Here is a 14,849-nt window from a genome sequence, read left to right on the forward strand (position 1 = left end):
GACTCAGTTTACTCACCACGCCAGGTCACGCTGTAAAGATCGTGCCGGCGGTCCTGCAGGTTTTTTACGGTACCACTGTTGCGAGCGGTGATCAGCACTTCCGGGCGGAGATCAGCAAAGGCAACGGTCTCCACGTTGGGTTCCGTGTCGGCGGCGATGCCATCCCGGGCAAACGGAAAGTCGCAGGGCGTCAGGATGCAGCTCTGGCCATACTGGATTTCCATGTTCGGCACGTTCGGCAGGTTACCGACGTTCCCAGAAAGCACCACGTAGACCTGGTTCTCAACAGCTCTGGCCTGGCAACAATAGCGAACCCGCAGGTAGCTTTGCCGTTCGTCAGTGCAGAAAGGCACGAAGATGATTTGCACGCCCTGGTCCACCAGGTGGCGGGTCAATTCCGGGAACTCCGCGTCATAGCAGATCAGCACACCAATGGTGCCGCAGTCCGTCTCGATGGCGCTGACCCGGTTGCCGCCCTGAACGTTCCACCAGAACGCCTCGTTCGGCGTTGGGTGGATCTTGGGCTGGCTGAATACCTGGCCATCTCTCAGAAACACATACGCCATGTTCCGAATGGTGCCGTCTTCCTCACGGACGGGCGTGGAGCCGGCCACAATATTGATGTTGTGGCGCAGGGCCAGATCCCGCATCAGCTCACGATAGCGCTCCGCGTAATGGGTGACTGCCGCGAAGGTTTCTGCGGGGCTGCCCTTTCGGGCCTCAATGGAAAGCAGTTGCAGGGTGAACAGCTCCGGAAACACCACAAAATCGCCCTTGTAGGTGGAAACAACATCCACGAAATAGCGGACTATCTCGCTGAATTCGTCGAACGACCCTACCGGACGCTGCTGATACTGAACGGTGCCGATTCGCACGGTATCGCGCATGCGGTGACCGTAGCGTTTCCTGCGACCGTTGCTCTCGGACTGGGGTACTTTTGGATTACGCCAGACCAGATGAATGCCATAGCCCATGGAGTCGTGATCGGCGTCAAGATAATGCGGAATGATGCCATGCACCTCGAAACCCTGATGAAGCTGGAAGGACAGCACCGGATCCTTCTGTTCCTTGCTTCGGATGGCTTCGACGTAGTCTTCAACGCTGCTGTATTTCTTCAGCCGCTGGCGCAGGCTCGGCAAGCGCCCGGCAAATACCACACCTTGCAGATCCAGGGCCTGGCATAACTGCTTCCGTTCGTTGTACAGCCGCTCCCCGATCCGGTAACCACGGCACTCCGGATCAACACAGACTTCCATGCCGTACAGCCAGTCACCCTCCGGATCATGGCGTGAGGCGTAGCCGTTGCCGGTGATGGAGGTCCAGTCGTGGGCGGACAAAGCAATCTCTTCGGCAATCCGGAACGTGGCACAGTAACCCACCACGGTATCGCCCAGCATGGCGACAAACTGGCCATCGCGAAAGGTATTGATCTGCCCGGTCAATGGCCCCTTGGTGTAGCCATACATGCCAGTGCCTTCGTAAACGCGGCGGCTGAGCTGGATGATTCCAGGGATGTCCGCCAGTGTGGCATTGCGAACGTACAGGCGTTGATCAGGATCGGAAAACGGGGGACACATAGACACCTCAAGAAAGGCGTTGATTTGCTTCTATCTTTGGTGGGCTGACGGTGTTTCGTCAAGACAAATCGGCTAACCGCCGGTGCGCAGGGGGAAGCGCTCAATCACAGAATATACCGAACCGGTGGGACCAGGTTTGCTTTCGAAAAGGACAAATTCAGTAACTTGAAACTGGCCGAACCGGGAGTCACCATATTCAACCAACAACGGTTCAACCGAACCCGCCTTGCGTTTGAAACGAGCCAGGGTGATATGCGGCCGAAACACCCGACGTTCAGCGCCAAAACCGAGTGTCTCCATACGCACCCCGAGAGCCTTGTTAAGAGCAGCGACCGGCGCCTCCGGCTGAACACCAGCCCACAGATTCTTCGGCCTCTCGGACTGACCGAAACAACCGACGCCGGCAACGTCGAGCAGGAAGGGCTCTGACTTGATGTCACGGGCTGAACCGGCCAAGGCTTCAAGATCTTCCTGGCTCACCATTCCCAAAAACAGGAGCGTGATGTGCAATTGCCCGGCACTCTGCCATTTGGCGCCCGGGACCGCTGACCTGACCTTCAGCAACCGGTCTGTGATCTCAGACGGAACCTCCAGCCCGAAGAAAAGCCGTGGCACTGCCCTATTCCTCGTAGATCATCTTGCGCACCATGCCGCCATCTGCCACAAAATTCTGACCGGTGATAAACGAGGCCTCAGGCGATATCAGGTAAGCCGCCAACGAGGCGATATCCCCAGGCTGCCCTACCCTGCCCGCCGGATGCTGCAAGTGATCGGTTTCTGAGAGCGGTTCAACCGGTTCCGGGTCGCCCTGCCAGGCCCGGGTATCGATCCAGCCGGGGCTGATGCAGTTAACGCGGACATTGGGCCCCAGGCTCACAGCAAGGGCATGAGTGAGTGCCACAATGCCACCCTTGGTAGCGGCGTATGCCTCGGTATCTGGCTCGGATTGAAGCGCCCTTGTGGAGGCCATGTTAACGACAGCGCCTTTCGTTTTTCGAAGGTGCGGCACCGAGTGCTTGGTGACCAGAAACGGCCCGGTCAGATTCACGTCCAGCCGACGCTGCCATTGCTCAAGACTCAGCTCCTCAACCGGGCCGGTATCTGGGTTGGCAATTCCGGCATTGTTTATGACAGCGTCCAGGCGGCCGCCCCAGCGGAGGGTCTCGGCAACGATGTGCGCCACATCGGTTTCCGATGCCACATCGCCGGGCAGGAAACGCAATTCGTGCTCCGCACCGGCGGCCATACGCTCTCCGACGGCCCTGTCGGTGTCACAGAACGCCACCTTCCAGCCAGCATCGGCCAGGTGAAGCACAATGCCCCGGCCGATGCCTTTGGCGCCGCCGGTTATCAATGCGACGCGATCGGTTTGATTCAAAACAACCTCCGTTATGGCCGAATGGACGGCTTACTCAACCTTGGGTGTGGGCCGGACAAGAATCTCGTTTACATCTACGTGTGCCGGCTGCGCCACGGCATACATGACCGCGTTGGCAATGTCTTCCGGCTTGAGTGCATGCCCGGGACGCTCATCGAAGAAGGGCGTATCCACCATGCCCGGTTCGATCAGGGTAACGCGAATACCGGAGCCCCGAAGTTCCTCACGGACACCGTAGCCAATGGCCGATACCGCCCACTTGGTTGCACTGTACATGGAGCCGGGAATGGTGGCACGGCCTGCCGCAGAGCCAGTGAGCAGCAAGTGGCCCTTGCTCTCCCTCAGCGCTGGCATGCAGTGCTGAAGGGTAAGGCCGACACCATATATATTGGTAAGGATCATATCCTTCCAGACGTCCGGGTCAGCGCCGCTGAATCCGCCCGGCTCACCACCGCGCCCGGCGTTAGCAAACACCGCATCGATTCGGCCGAAAGTTTTCAGGGCCTGGCCGACCATGTTCTTCTGGTCATCACCGCTCTGAACGTCGCACTGAACCGTCAGTACCTTTTCTTCGCCACCCAGCTCCTGCTGAAGGCCTTTGAGTTTGTCTTCGGACCGTGCAGCCAGTACCAGACGATACCCCTGTTTCGCTGCCGCTCGCGCTGTTTCCGCGCCAATACCTGATGACGCGCCGGTAATCAGCATTACAGGTTGATCTGCCATAGGATTTTTCTCCTGTTGCTTGGAAAGTGTGGTTAGGGCTACGCCCGCTGACAACAGATCGATCAGTCAGTAGATCTGCAGCAGGATAAGAGCGACGATGGCCAGGGCCAACAGAAACCAGCGGGCGTAGTGGTCGGGGCGGTCCTCGTGGTCGCTGGCAGCGCGGCTAAAACTGCTGCCTGAAGTCTGCTCATATTCGGAGACCAGTTGCCGCGCCCGGTAGAGATCCTCATCATCGACATGCACGTTGCTGAAGCCCGCGGCACCGATCTCGCCCATAGCACCCTGGAGGTAATGGCCTCCGACATGGGCTTCAATACCGTTGGCTTCCAACAGACCAGCCACAATGTGGGCTTCGGTTATGTCTTTGGCCCGATAGGCAATTTGCAACACGCGACTCCTTCTGTGACCGTTCCGGGCAGAACCGGGACAAATCTGCGAGTATCATCTGAAGGATAGTTCGACCTGCCCGGTGGGGCCACTAACATACGGATCGACCATGCTCTGGATTATTCTTGCCATCATCGTGTTCATTGTTGCCGCAACCCTGCTTCTGTTCCGGCTTGAGGATCTGTCTCATCTGGACCGGGATGATTACCCGGTAAAAGACGCAACACCGAGCGAGGCCAACCGGGAAGTGCTGGGTCGCATTCGCGAACTGGGACAATCCTCGAAAGGCCTGCGCGGCAAGGCGCGGCTGATGGCGCTGCGAAAACACATGGACGGACTCAGTGAAGGCATTGAACTGACCTCGGAACTGCGGCATTGCGAGTCACCCCGCGGTGAATGGGTCCTCGCTCCCGGCTGCGATACCCGCCGCCGCATTCTGTACATTCATGGCGGCGCCTGGGCGGCTGGCAGCCCAAGAAGCCATCGGGCGATTACCGACCGTTTATCACAAATAACCAGAGCGGCCGTGTTCGCGGTGGACTACAGGTTGATGCCGGAAAACCGGTTTATGGACGGCGTCCGGGATTGCCGGCAAGCCTATACCTGGCTTCTCAAACATGGCCCCAAGGGTGCCGAGCCGGCTGATTTCATGGTGGTCGCGGGGGATTCTGCCGGCGGCAGTCACACTCTGGGATTGGTCGCCTGGATTCGGGATAACGGCCTGCGCCAGGCTGACGCCGCCATCGCTTTTTCGCCTTCCACCGATCTGACCCTCACCGCGCCGAGCAACCGCAACAACATCGGTACCGACCCCCTGCTCGGACCTGTGTTCGGCGGCTTGTCGAAAATCCCCCTGCCGGTCATATGGTGGGCCACTCTCGCGGCATTCCGTGTCTCACCCACCAGCCCTGTCGCCTCGCCATTACGCGGGAACCTGAAGGATCTGCCCCCAACGCTGATCCAGGCCAGCGACACCGAGATGCTGCTGGACAACGCCCGGCGTTACGCGGCACGAGCCGAAGCAGCAGGCTCTCCGGTTACCCTGCACACCTGGCCGGGCATGGTGCACGTATGGCAGATATTCGTGCCGCTGCTTCCCGAAGCGGAAGCGGCTTTCGAAGACATCAGGGGCTTCCTGGAGCAACTGGAGTCCCAGGGCGGCGCACAGGCTTCGGCTTAAACCTGGACCTTTCCCCGCAACGCCTTGGTTTTACCCTTTTTGGTTTTCTTGTCCACACGCTTGCGCTGTGAGGAGCGGGTCGGTTTGGTGGGACGACGAGCCTTGCGGGGTTTTACGGCCTCCTGGATCAGCTCTTTCAGCCGCTCCAGCGCATCTTCCTTGTTCAATTCCAGAGTTCGGAAGGATTGCGCCTTGATGATCAGCACGCCCTCCTTGCTGATGCGCTGGTCATTGAGGGACATCAGCCGTTCCTTGTAGAAAGGCGGTAACGAGGAGTGAGGGATATCGAAGCGCAGGTGCACAGCGGAGGCGACTTTATTGACGTTCTGGCCACCGGCACCCTGGGCCCGGATCTGGGTGATTTCGATCTCCCAGTCGGCAAGTTCAACAGCGTTGGATAGTTTCAGCATCTGCTAAGGTTAACAGAATACAGAACCGTAGGCTTTCAGCACCGGGATTTGCGCGAGGAACAACCAGTTACCATGTGCGGACGATTCACCTTTTATACCCCACCTGACACCCTGATCCTCGAGTTTTTTCCTGAGGGCATGGAGGTGGACGGGCATTTTGATCCCAGCTACAACATCCCTCCAGGTGTCGGCATCCCCATGATCCGGACGAGCATGAACGGCAGCCTGATCATGGCGCACTCCCACTGGGGGTTCCGGCCGGCCTGGGCGGATCAGAAAGCGCCGGCACCGATCAATGCCCGTGCAGAAACAGCAGCCACATCAAAATACTTCCGGGACGCCTTTGCCCACCATCGCTGCCTCATTCCTGCCAATGGCTGGTACGAATGGCAGCAGACGGAACACGGCAAGGAACCTCACTACATAACGCCAACGGATTCCGGGAAGTATCCGGCGATTTTCTTCGCCGGCCTCTGGACCCCCAGGGAAGGTGATGAAACCACGGCTTGCACTATCATCACCGAACCGGCCAGTGCGCACCTGAAACATATCCACGAACGCCAGCCTGTTGTGCTTGATCCAACCTGCCTGAGGGACTGGCTGAATCCGGAAATCACCGACCGGACACAGTTGCGGTCGGTGACCCATCGTCTGGATCCTGAACAGCTGAAAGCCATTCCGGTTTCCGCGGAAGTGAATAACCCGAGGCACAACACGCCGGACCTGATTCTGGAGGCTTCACGCCTGTAGTAGTCGGTTAATACCCGCCTCACCATCGTCGCTGCTACTGTTTCCAGACCTGGCAAGACAATCACAAGGAGACAGCCATGAGCGGGAAGAAGATTCTGATGATCACCGGTGACTTCACCGAAGATTACGAAACCATGGTGCCGTTCCAGGCACTGCAGGCCGTTGGACACACGGTTCACGCTGTATGCCCCGACAAGAAAGCCGGCGACACGGTTGCCACAGCCATTCATGATTTCGAGGGTGACCAGACCTACACCGAAAAACCGGGGCACCGGTTCACCCTGAACGCGGATTTTGACGGGCTGGACCCGGCAAACTACGACGCGCTGGTAGTGCCCGGCGGCCGCGCGCCCGAGTACCTGCGACTTAACAAGGATGTACAGAATCTGGTTCGCCACTTCTTCGAAACCAACAAGCCGGTGGCGGCGATCTGCCACGGCGCCCAACTGTTGGCCGCAGCGGGAGTTCTGGAGGGGCGCAAATGCTCGGCCTATCCGGCCTGCCAGCCGGAGGTGGAACTGGCCGGCGGTACGTTCGCCGGTATCGAGGTTGATCAGGCGGTCACCGATGCTAATCTGGTAACAGCGCCTGCGTGGCCTGCGCATCCGGCCTGGCTGGCGCAGTTTTTCAAGCTGCTGGATCAGTAATGCACCAGGGGCCGGCCCTCCGGCCCCGTAACGCTCTCAGGGAGGCCCGCATGTGCAAGCTCTTCATTAACGCCGATCCGGAGCTTTGGGTCAGCCGGACCCACTCCCTGCGAATTGATGGCATGGTGACCAGTGTGCGAATGGAAAACGCCTTCTGGCAGGTACTGGCAGAGCTGGCAGAACGGGATGGCATGAACCTGCCCCAGATGATCACCCGGCTTTACCACGAATCCATTGATGCCGGCCACGACCTCGGCAACTTCACGTCCTTCCTTCGAGTTTGTGCGCTCCGCTATCTTGAGCTCCAGCTGAGCGGCGACGTTCCCCGGGATACCCGGGTTCCAATTGCCTCGCTTGATGCAGACCGCATCCTTGCCAGCCCATCCGGTGAGCCGGCAACACCAGAGGTGGTAACCAAAGCCAGGCACTGATTTCGAGGGGCCTGTCAGCGCTGGCGTCCGTGGCCCGCCTGCTTTGCCTTGATATCCCGAGTGTCAGCGGTTTCTACAACCTCCTGCAGATTGCGCCTCGGAGCCGCCGGCAAATCTGTCGCCGGGTAACCCAGCCTGAGCAGAATCTGCGGGAAACCCGAGCGGCCGAGAAGGTGTTGGAGTTTCGGCCGAAGCACTGCAACCTGAATGGGCTGGTTCAGATAGGAAGCCTGCAGCCCCTGCCCCAGGGACCGGAGCAAAACCCGCTCCAGCGCCTGCCCGGCCTTCAGCCAGTCTTCTACGCCGTCCCCGGCCGTTCCCAGTGCAGCAATCACCGGTGATTCATCCGCCAGTTGCCGATCCTTGGCACCAACACCGTTCCCCATATCGAAAGTACGCACCACCAGCTGGGCCACGGGCGCGACCATACCGGGAACCGTCAAACCGTCGCCCTTGCGGCGGGGGTGCATCCAGGCGGCCAGCTCCCGTCGCCAGCTCGGGTTGGACCACTGGGCAGCGTCACCTTCTGCGACCAGCTCAGCCACCTGATGGCGGGCATGTTCCGATTCCAGAACCTGGAACCATGCCCCTTCGGTCTCTGCAGACCCCTCCAGGATATTCAGCACATCGGAGGGCACCTGTTTTGGCTCAAACCGCTTGCGATAGGTGCGTCGCCTGGCAATCGCCCGGAACAGTTCGGTTTGCCGGTCCTCCGCCCCGGAGACCGGTGTAAACAAGACGTTCGCAAGCAGATCCTCGTCGTCCAGGTCCGGCAAAAGCAGGCATTCGGTATTGAACCCTGCATGGGCGGCCGCAATCCGAAGATTAAACAGGGCACACCCGCAACTGATGGTCAGTTCCCGGTCGTCGGGGTCGTTGACCGGTAAGGCCCGTAGCCGGTCTGCAAACAGGGAAATCCCGTTGTCGCCCAGTTCAAAGCGCCAAGGCTGGGTATTGTGACTGGACGGTGCCAATGTTGCACTTTCGAGGATGGCCGCAAGAGTGTCTCGCGGTATGGGGGTATTGCGTGTTCCTTCGCTCATTTCAGCTCTCCCGAGAGGTCTCGTGACAGACTATTCCTGCGTAAGAGGAAAAGATAGCCGGCGACCACCCCTGGATGCGCTGAGCCGTATCAACAAAATCTCACGATCCGTAACCTGACAACAGCGAGCCCGACTATTACAGTGAAGGTTGGTGATACTTGCACGGGGCTTAGAATGCGTTATTCCTTGCGGAACCTCTTATTTCTGGCGTTCCTGGCGCTTGCGCTGGGCGGCTGCGCCAGCAGTGGCAATCTGCAGCCGGATTCTTCCCCGGAGCTACAGCCGCTGCCCACTGAGGCCCCAAGGTCAGCGTCAGCTTCAGAAAAGGCACAAAAGCTCTGGCAGGTGTTCGAGCGCTACAGGGGCACGCCCTATGAGTATGGCGGCACATCCCCCAATGGCTTCGATTGCTCCGGATTCATTCTGACCGCCTACCGGGAAGGCCTGGGCAAACGATTGCCCCGAACCACAACGCAGATGCTTGCAAGCGGGGACGTTGTTCACCCGGGCGAAATCAAGCCGGGTGATGTGGTTTTCTTCCAGATTGGTGGCAAGGAGCAGCACGCCGGTATCTACATGGGCGGGGACCGTTTTATCCACGCTTCCTCGTCAACCGGCGTTACCTTGTCCTCGATCAGCGGCTATTACTGGAAGGGGCGCCTGACCCAGGCGCGCCGCTTTGACTGAGACCAACAGGTCGCTCTGACTCAGCCTTTTTTCCGGCGCACGTAAAGAACTTTGTGCACTCGAGCCACAAGTTCGCCGGATTCATCAACAATCTCTACGTCCCATTCGGGCAGCATTTTATCTCCGTCCGCCGTAGCGGTCCGGATTTCGTCTAACCGCTCATCGGTCAATTCAAAACGGGCCATCACCTTGCCTTTGCCGGGGCGGATAAAGTCGATACTCGCGGATTTATCCCACACGATATAGTCGGTGCCCAGGCGCCGCATCAGCAGCAGCATGTACATGGGATCGACCATGCTATAGAGCGAGCCGCCAAAGTGAGTACCCACGTAATTGGTGTTATACCAGTGCTGGCCCATTTCCACCCGGGCCGAGCTGAAGTCTTCTGCGATATCGGTTACCCGGATACCCGCTCCGAGATAGGGTGCAAAGGTAGACAGGAAACGGCGCATGGCCCCGGCACTGGCAAACCAGCGGCGTACAGTGGCGTTCATCAAACATCCTCGGTCGTAGAAATGACTGCAAATTTTGATAGCACACTATCTTGCTACCCGGCGCGCACTGATGAAAGAAATTCATACGAGCGTTTGAATATTACAGACCACTGAACGTGAGGTGTAGGGCGATAGCCGCCATCATAACGCCAATGACACCGTCGATAATCCGCCAGGCCAGCGGCCGGGAGAGGATGGGCGCCAGCGCCGAGCCGCCCCAGGCAAGCAGACCGAACCAGAGAATCGAGGCACTGCTTGCACCGGCCACAAAGGTTGTCGCGTCCTCTTGCTGGGCTCCGACAGCCGGGATCAACAGCAGCGTATCCAGATAGACCTGCGGATTGAGCAGGGTGACCGCCAGTGTCGTGAACACCACGGCTTTAAGGCTTCGTTTCGTTACCTCACCCGCTTCAAGAGCCGCCCTGCCGCGGCTGGCGCGGACAAAGGACTGGATCGCAAGCCAGCCCAGGAAGGCCACCCCGAGCCAGCGGAGAACCTGCAACGCCTCAGGCATGGCCATCAGGGCGGCACTGATGCCGAACATGCCCAGGGTAAAGAGGGTGACATCCGCCACAATGCACAGCCCGGCTGACCACCAATGATGTTCCCGGCGGATTGCCTGGCTCAGCAGATAGGCGTTTTGCGCACCGATTGCCACGATGATGCCGCCACACACTATCAATCCGGTCAGGTAACTCTCAAGCACGTTGGTCTCTCCTCAATGAATAACGCAAGGTTACCGCCTTCCATCTATACTTGAAATTCATACTCATAATGCTGCATCAGTTTTACTTATGATTGATTATAAATTGCTTGAAGCGCTTGCGACGGTTATTGAGTGCGGAGGGTTCGAACGCGCCGGCCTGGCTCTCGGGCTGAGCCAGTCAGCCATTTCCCAGCGCATTCGCACCCTTGAAATCCGTCTCGGGCAACCTGTTCTGGTGCGCAGCCCGGCACTCAAGGCAACCCCGGCTGGCCAGCGGCTGCTCAACCACGTTCAGCAGGTGCAATTGCTGGAGCGAGATCTGACCAAGTCCATTCCGGCGCTCTCGGAACCCACGGCGAGACTGCGCATCGCGCTGAATGCCGACAGCCTGGCCACCTGGTGGGCGGCCGCGGTAGGCAATTTCTGCGCGGAGGAAACCCTGCTGCTGGATCTTGTGGTCGAGGACCAGGACATTGGCCTTCGCAGGATGCGCGAAGGGGATGTGGCTGCCTGCCTGTGCAGCAGCTCCCAGCCTGTTGCTGGTGCCCGATGCGTGCCCATTGGCACCATGTCCTACATGCCACTGGCAACTCCGGACTATGTTCAACGCTATTTCGGGAAGGGCCTCAGCGAAACGAGCCTGCAGAATGCCCCGGCTATCGTTTTCGGGCCGAATGACCAGCTGCAACACCGGTTCCTGGCCCAGTGCGGCTACCACGGCACCTTCCCCCACCACCTTTGCCCTTCCTCCGAAGGTTTCGTAAAACTGGCGCTTGCCGGTATGGGCTACGGTATGATTCCGGAAATGCAGGCCCGCCCGGAGATTACTGCGGGACGGCTGGTGAGCATCGCGCCTGAACAAACCCTGGAAGTGCAGCTATACTGGCACTTCTGGCGCCACGGCGGAGGCGTGATGGACCGCCTGACCAACGCTCTGCGATCTGCCGCCATGCTTCATTCAAGCGCCTGAACAGAGGAGAACCAAGATCAAACTGAAGCACCTTGTGGCCGTCTACGGCACATTGAAACGAGGCCGAAACAACAGTCATATTCTGCGAGGCGCCCGGTTTGTCGGAACCGACTGGATGCCTGAGTTGAGTCTTTACCATCTGGGCCCCTACCCCGGTGCCATCGAGGAGCCTTCCCCGGGCGTTCGCGTGGAGGTTTATGCAGTAACGGATCCGATGCTGAAGGTGCTGGACGAACTGGAAGACTACGTCCCTGAACGCCCGCAACATAGCCTTTATATTCGCCAGACAATGGACACCCGCCACGGGCCTGCCTGGGTGTATATTTACAATCGGCCGGTTAAAACCATCCAGTGGCTGCGCTCCGGGAGCTGGTAGACCAGCTCACACCCCCTCACGCAAAAGGACACCAGATTGGACCTGACAACGCCTGCCCTGCTCTTTCCGGCTATTTCACTTCTGTTGCTGGCTTATACCAACCGGTTTCTGGTTTTGGCACAGCTGATACGCCAGCTCAAGCAGATGGACACCGAGGAAGACCACGCACTGATCGCCCGTCAGATCGGTATGCTGCGCAAACGGATTGTTCTGACCAAACGAATGCAGACCTATGGGGTGCTCAGTTTCTTCCTGTGTACGGTTTCCATGTTCCTGCTCTTCCTCGGGACAAACCTGCCAGGCGTGGTGGCGTTCGGCGCCAGTCTGGTACTGCTGTCTTTCTCGCTGCTGTATTCACTGTATGAAATCCAGATCTCAACCAATGCCATCAACGTTGAGTTGGCCAGCTTTGAGGCGCGCAAGAGTGCCGGTCGGGAAGATGTCGACTATTCATGAGGCCGGTTTGGGCCGGGATCGACAATCCTGACACCAAACCAGCGTGGAAACCGGAGCAGGCAATACAAGGCAATCATGTCGTAGAGGGCATGCCAGATCATGACCAACGTCAGACTCTCCGAGAGTACATAGGCAGCGCCCAGTATTAACCCGAGACCGGTTGCCACCAGAAAATAAGTAAACGATACGTAGTGCACCAGCCCGAACAGCACAGATGCTGCCAACACGGCCGTCACCGGGTCCGTATGGGCCATCAGCCACCCCTGGATTGCGCCGCGGAACAGAAGCTCTTCGCCAACACCGGCCAACAGGGATAGCAGGACCAACACGGCCGGGGAGTAGCTGGAGGCAAAGTCGTACAGGCCCTGCATCTGGCGTTCGAGGTTTTCAGGGAACAAGCCGGGCACGCGTGTCAGCAGTAGCAGCATGCCATAGGTGGCCACTGCGCCGACGACGCCGTAGAGCAGGCTTGGCCACAGGCCCGGACCGACGAGCAGCACCGGAATTCCGAATAGCTGTATGGCCGCTAATCCGATAACGCCAATGCCGCCCTGGAATAACAGCGCGGCATTGGGGGAGATACCGGATTTTCGTCGTTTACCCAACGCCATTTACTGATCGAACAACGGCTTCACCGGAAACAGCGCATCGTATTGCGGCGCCTGCTTCTGGGCTTTGGCCTGGAAGGATTTCATCATGTCCGTCGGGCGGAACATGCCGGCCTGCCAGGTGGCCATGTACTTCAGGCTGTCTTCCACGCTGTGGTCGCGACTGTAGTTGAGCATTTCCTTGCAGCCGGTTACAGCCAGTGGGGAGTTCGCAGCAATCTGGCCGGCAATGGCCATAACCTCGGCCAGCATGGATTCCTGGTCGGCGTAGACGGCGTTCACGAAGCCCAGATTCTGCGCCTCTGTGGCCGAAAATTTGCGGCCGGTGTAGGCCAGTTCACGAACCACACCTTCAGGCATCAGTTTGGGAAGGCGCTGGAGCGTACCAACGTCGGCGGTCATTCCCAGCTCGGTTTCCTTGATGGTGAAGTAGGCGTCTTCCGTGCAATAACGACTGTCAGCGGCACACACCAGATCCAGAGCACCACCGATACAGCCACCGTGGATGGCGGCCAGCACGGGAAGCCGGATTTTTTCCAGGGAGGTCAGCGTATCCTGCAACTGCAGCACAACCCTGCGAAGGTTTTCCGCCATGCGACCGGGGTCCCCGTTCATGGGCACGGCTTTGGGATCGCTGAACACGCCAAGATCCATTCCGGCAGAAAAATGCTTGCCTGTGGAGGAAATGACGATCACGCGGGCGTCGGTGTTGGCTTCAATATCCTGCATGCAACGGGGCAACTCAAGCCAGAACGCCTTGTTCATGGTGTTCAGAGCCTCAGGGCGGCTGAACTGGACGTGGGCGATATGGTCTTTGACCTCAATCGAAAAACTCTCGTAACTGGACAACTCAGACAAGACAGCACTCCTTATGTGTATGTCGCAAACCGGCTCATTAGCGGTCGCCCCGGCTAATGGTTTCTCAACTCTGCTACCTTCGTATTATGGCGGACAGAAAGACGACACGTTAACCCGAAAAGGCCTGGTATGGAATTCACCTTCCTCGGCACCTCAGCCGGAACACCCACAAAATCACGCAATGTGACCGGTCTGGCACTGAGTCACGGCGGACCAAAACACTGGTACCTGATTGACTGCGGAGAAGGCACCCAGCACCAGTTATTGAGAACGCACCATTCCGTGATGCAACTGCAGGCTATATTTATCACTCACATCCATGGCGACCACACGTTTGGGCTGCCAGGCCTACTCACCAGTGCCTCAATGCTCGGTCGTACCGCACCTCTGTACCTGATTGCGCCCAGACCGGTAAAAACCTTCATAGAGGCGGCCATCGGTAACAGTGACTCCAGCCTCAGTTTCGAATTGAGATTCGTCGATTCCGAAGCAGAGGGTCTCCACTGGGAAGACGACGCACTCTCGGTTACGGCAGTAGCCCTTTCCCATCGAGTCTCCTGCCGGGCCTTTGTATTTACAGAAAAAAATCTGGAACGTCAGTTGCTCCGCGACAAGCTTGAATCCAATGGGATTGAGGCCGGTCCGGCGTGGGGTCGTTTGCAACAGGGCCGCGACGTGGTAATGGAAGACGGACGCCTTGCCCGTTGCGATGACTACACCCGAGTTGCTAGAAAACCGCGCAAAGTCATCGTCGCCGGTGACAACGATCAGCCTGACCTGCTTCTGGAAGCGAGCACTGGTGTTCAGGTGGTGATTCATGAGGCAACCTACACTCAGGAAGTCTCTGAACGGGTCGGCCCCTGGCCACAGCACAGCTCCGCCGCGCAGGTAGCCCGCTTCGCCGAGGCCGCCGGTGTCCCGAATCTCGTGCTTACTCATTTCAGTTCCCGTTACCAGCTCAATCCGGATGCCTATCCATACATTGGCGAGATCGAATCCGAAGCCAGGGGCTTCTATCGGGGAAACCTGTATCTGGCAAAAGACTTTGCCTGCTATGAGCTTGGCAAGGATCTGATGCTGAGACCTTCTGAGCGTCTATAATGCCGTCGTGGCTTTTGGAAGCGTCGGATATTGCATGTGTCGCTTTTATCGATTCACTTTTCGT

20 protein-coding genes are annotated in these 14,849 nt (G+C 58.4%); 9 read left to right on the forward strand and 11 right to left on the reverse strand.

Annotation, left to right across the window (positions count from 1 at the left end):
- Positions 1-8: 8 nt before the first annotated feature.
- The 5 genes from FMN52_RS07085 to FMN52_RS07105 form a co-directional block, all read right to left on the reverse strand.
- Positions 9-1,577 (reverse strand): bifunctional GNAT family N-acetyltransferase/carbon-nitrogen hydrolase family protein, encoded by a 1,569-nt coding sequence (locus FMN52_RS07085; protein WP_148607977.1) that lies wholly within the window; start codon positions 1,575-1,577, stop codon positions 9-11.
- A gap of 72 nt (positions 1,578-1,649) precedes the next feature.
- A complete protein-coding gene (gene thpR, locus FMN52_RS07090) occupies positions 1,650-2,192 on the reverse strand; it encodes an RNA 2',3'-cyclic phosphodiesterase (protein WP_148607978.1) in 543 nt (180 codons plus the stop codon).
- 4 nt (positions 2,193-2,196) lie between these two features.
- Positions 2,197-2,955 (reverse strand): SDR family oxidoreductase, encoded by a 759-nt coding sequence (locus FMN52_RS07095; protein WP_148607979.1) that lies wholly within the window; start codon positions 2,953-2,955, stop codon positions 2,197-2,199.
- Positions 2,956-2,985: 30 nt separating this feature from the next.
- Positions 2,986-3,678 (reverse strand): SDR family oxidoreductase, encoded by a 693-nt coding sequence (locus FMN52_RS07100; protein ID WP_148607980.1) that lies wholly within the window; start codon positions 3,676-3,678, stop codon positions 2,986-2,988.
- A 66-nt stretch (positions 3,679-3,744) separates the two neighbouring features.
- Positions 3,745-4,071: a DUF2007 domain-containing protein gene (locus FMN52_RS07105; RefSeq protein WP_240339414.1), complete on the reverse strand. Its 327-nt coding sequence runs from the start codon at positions 4,069-4,071 to the stop codon at positions 3,745-3,747.
- A gap of 106 nt (positions 4,072-4,177) precedes the next feature.
- On the opposite strand from FMN52_RS07105, the gene FMN52_RS07110 reads away from it, so the two are divergent.
- Positions 4,178-5,248 carry an alpha/beta hydrolase gene (locus FMN52_RS07110; RefSeq protein ID WP_148607981.1) on the forward strand — a complete coding sequence of 357 codons (1,071 nt, stop codon included), beginning with the start codon at positions 4,178-4,180 and terminating at the stop codon, positions 5,246-5,248.
- On the opposite strand, the gene arfB is transcribed toward FMN52_RS07110, so the two are convergent.
- On the reverse strand, positions 5,245-5,658 hold the full coding sequence (arfB, locus tag FMN52_RS07115; protein WP_008175998.1) for an alternative ribosome rescue aminoacyl-tRNA hydrolase ArfB: 414 nt from the start codon (positions 5,656-5,658) through the stop codon (positions 5,245-5,247). The genes FMN52_RS07110 and arfB overlap by 4 nt on opposite strands.
- A 72-nt stretch (positions 5,659-5,730) precedes the next feature.
- On the opposite strand from arfB, the gene FMN52_RS07120 reads away from it, so the two are divergent.
- The 3 genes from FMN52_RS07120 (at position 5,731) to FMN52_RS07130 (ending at position 7,486) form a co-directional block, all read left to right on the forward strand.
- Positions 5,731-6,408, forward strand: coding sequence for an SOS response-associated peptidase (locus FMN52_RS07120; protein ID WP_148607982.1), 678 nt, complete (start codon positions 5,731-5,733; stop codon positions 6,406-6,408).
- A gap of 77 nt (positions 6,409-6,485) precedes the next feature.
- The gene (locus FMN52_RS07125) at positions 6,486-7,055 is read left to right on the forward strand and encodes a DJ-1/PfpI family protein (protein ID WP_148607983.1); all 570 of its coding nucleotides are present in this window, start codon (positions 6,486-6,488) and stop codon (positions 7,053-7,055) included.
- 50 nt (positions 7,056-7,105) lie between these two features.
- Positions 7,106-7,486: a ribbon-helix-helix domain-containing protein gene (locus FMN52_RS07130; protein WP_148607984.1), complete on the forward strand. Its 381-nt coding sequence runs from the start codon at positions 7,106-7,108 to the stop codon at positions 7,484-7,486.
- A gap of 14 nt (positions 7,487-7,500) precedes the next feature.
- Here the strand turns inward: FMN52_RS07130 and FMN52_RS07135 are convergent, their stop codons facing one another.
- Complete coding sequence (locus FMN52_RS07135; protein ID WP_148607985.1) at positions 7,501-8,529, reverse strand: nitroreductase family protein; 1,029 nt, start codon at positions 8,527-8,529, stop codon at positions 7,501-7,503.
- A gap of 174 nt (positions 8,530-8,703) precedes the next feature.
- Here FMN52_RS07135 and FMN52_RS07140 point away from each other — a divergent pair, with 174 nt between their 5' ends.
- On the forward strand, positions 8,704-9,216 hold the full coding sequence (locus FMN52_RS07140) for a C40 family peptidase (protein ID WP_148607986.1): 513 nt from the start codon (positions 8,704-8,706) through the stop codon (positions 9,214-9,216).
- Positions 9,217-9,236: 20 nt separating this feature from the next.
- On the opposite strand, the gene FMN52_RS07145 is transcribed toward FMN52_RS07140, so the two are convergent.
- Together FMN52_RS07145 and FMN52_RS07150 are read right to left on the reverse strand one after the other, a co-directional pair.
- The gene (locus FMN52_RS07145) at positions 9,237-9,710 is read right to left on the reverse strand and encodes a DUF4442 domain-containing protein (protein ID WP_148607987.1); all 474 of its coding nucleotides are present in this window, start codon (positions 9,708-9,710) and stop codon (positions 9,237-9,239) included.
- Between the two features lie 100 nt (positions 9,711-9,810).
- Positions 9,811-10,416 (reverse strand): LysE/ArgO family amino acid transporter, encoded by a 606-nt coding sequence (locus FMN52_RS07150; protein WP_148607988.1) that lies wholly within the window; start codon positions 10,414-10,416, stop codon positions 9,811-9,813.
- Between the two features lie 88 nt (positions 10,417-10,504).
- Here FMN52_RS07150 and FMN52_RS07155 point away from each other — a divergent pair, with 88 nt between their 5' ends.
- Genes FMN52_RS07155 through FMN52_RS07165 form a run of 3 tightly spaced genes read left to right on the forward strand, consistent with a single transcriptional unit; the run spans position 10,505 to position 12,218 of the window.
- Positions 10,505-11,386, forward strand: a complete 882-nt coding sequence (locus FMN52_RS07155; RefSeq protein ID WP_148607989.1) for a LysR family transcriptional regulator ArgP — start codon at positions 10,505-10,507, stop codon at positions 11,384-11,386.
- Between the two features lie 34 nt (positions 11,387-11,420).
- Entirely contained in the window at positions 11,421-11,762 is a 342-nt protein-coding gene (locus tag FMN52_RS07160; protein ID WP_240339415.1) for a gamma-glutamylcyclotransferase family protein, read from the forward strand.
- Between the two features lie 36 nt (positions 11,763-11,798).
- Positions 11,799-12,218 (forward strand): DUF2721 domain-containing protein, encoded by a 420-nt coding sequence (locus tag FMN52_RS07165; protein WP_148607991.1) that lies wholly within the window; start codon positions 11,799-11,801, stop codon positions 12,216-12,218.
- Here the strand turns inward: FMN52_RS07165 and FMN52_RS07170 are convergent.
- Together FMN52_RS07170 and FMN52_RS07175 are read right to left on the reverse strand one after the other, a co-directional pair.
- Positions 12,209-12,829, reverse strand: a complete 621-nt coding sequence (locus FMN52_RS07170) for a type II CAAX endopeptidase family protein (RefSeq protein ID WP_205424914.1) — start codon at positions 12,827-12,829, stop codon at positions 12,209-12,211. The genes FMN52_RS07165 and FMN52_RS07170 overlap by 10 nt on opposite strands.
- Positions 12,830-13,675 carry a crotonase/enoyl-CoA hydratase family protein gene (locus tag FMN52_RS07175; protein ID WP_240339428.1) on the reverse strand — a complete coding sequence of 282 codons (846 nt, stop codon included), beginning with the start codon at positions 13,673-13,675 and terminating at the stop codon, positions 12,830-12,832.
- A gap of 138 nt (positions 13,676-13,813) precedes the next feature.
- Between FMN52_RS07175 and FMN52_RS07180 the strand changes: the two genes are divergently transcribed.
- Positions 13,814-14,785 (forward strand): ribonuclease Z, encoded by a 972-nt coding sequence (locus tag FMN52_RS07180; protein ID WP_148607993.1) that lies wholly within the window; start codon positions 13,814-13,816, stop codon positions 14,783-14,785.
- The last annotated feature ends 64 nt before the right edge of the window (positions 14,786-14,849 follow it).

Origin of the sequence: Marinobacter sp. BW6, assembly GCF_008107725.1 — a bacterium.
Taxonomy (GTDB): Bacteria; Pseudomonadota; Gammaproteobacteria; order Pseudomonadales; family Oleiphilaceae; genus Marinobacter.

Coding starts and splice junctions, on each gene's coding strand:
- FMN52_RS07180 (WP_148607993.1), top strand. CDS start 13,814: ATGGAATTCACCTTCCTCGGCACCTCAGCCGGAACACCCACAAAATCA.
- arfB (WP_008175998.1), bottom strand. CDS start 5,658: ATGCTGAAACTATCCAACGCTGTTGAACTTGCCGACTGGGAGATCGAA.
- FMN52_RS07155 (WP_148607989.1), top strand. CDS start 10,505: ATGATTGATTATAAATTGCTTGAAGCGCTTGCGACGGTTATTGAGTGC.
- FMN52_RS07120 (WP_148607982.1), top strand. CDS start 5,731: ATGTGCGGACGATTCACCTTTTATACCCCACCTGACACCCTGATCCTC.
- FMN52_RS07130 (WP_148607984.1), top strand. CDS start 7,106: ATGTGCAAGCTCTTCATTAACGCCGATCCGGAGCTTTGGGTCAGCCGG.
- FMN52_RS07125 (WP_148607983.1), top strand. CDS start 6,486: ATGAGCGGGAAGAAGATTCTGATGATCACCGGTGACTTCACCGAAGAT.
- FMN52_RS07085 (WP_148607977.1), bottom strand. CDS start 1,577: ATGTGTCCCCCGTTTTCCGATCCTGATCAACGCCTGTACGTTCGCAAT.
- FMN52_RS07145 (WP_148607987.1), bottom strand. CDS start 9,710: ATGAACGCCACTGTACGCCGCTGGTTTGCCAGTGCCGGGGCCATGCGC.
- FMN52_RS07100 (WP_148607980.1), bottom strand. CDS start 3,678: ATGGCAGATCAACCTGTAATGCTGATTACCGGCGCGTCATCAGGTATT.
- FMN52_RS07110 (WP_148607981.1), top strand. CDS start 4,178: ATGCTCTGGATTATTCTTGCCATCATCGTGTTCATTGTTGCCGCAACC.
- FMN52_RS07170 (WP_205424914.1), bottom strand. CDS start 12,829: ATGGCGTTGGGTAAACGACGAAAATCCGGTATCTCCCCCAATGCCGCG.
- FMN52_RS07140 (WP_148607986.1), top strand. CDS start 8,704: ATGCGTTATTCCTTGCGGAACCTCTTATTTCTGGCGTTCCTGGCGCTT.
- FMN52_RS07135 (WP_148607985.1), bottom strand. CDS start 8,529: ATGAGCGAAGGAACACGCAATACCCCCATACCGCGAGACACTCTTGCG.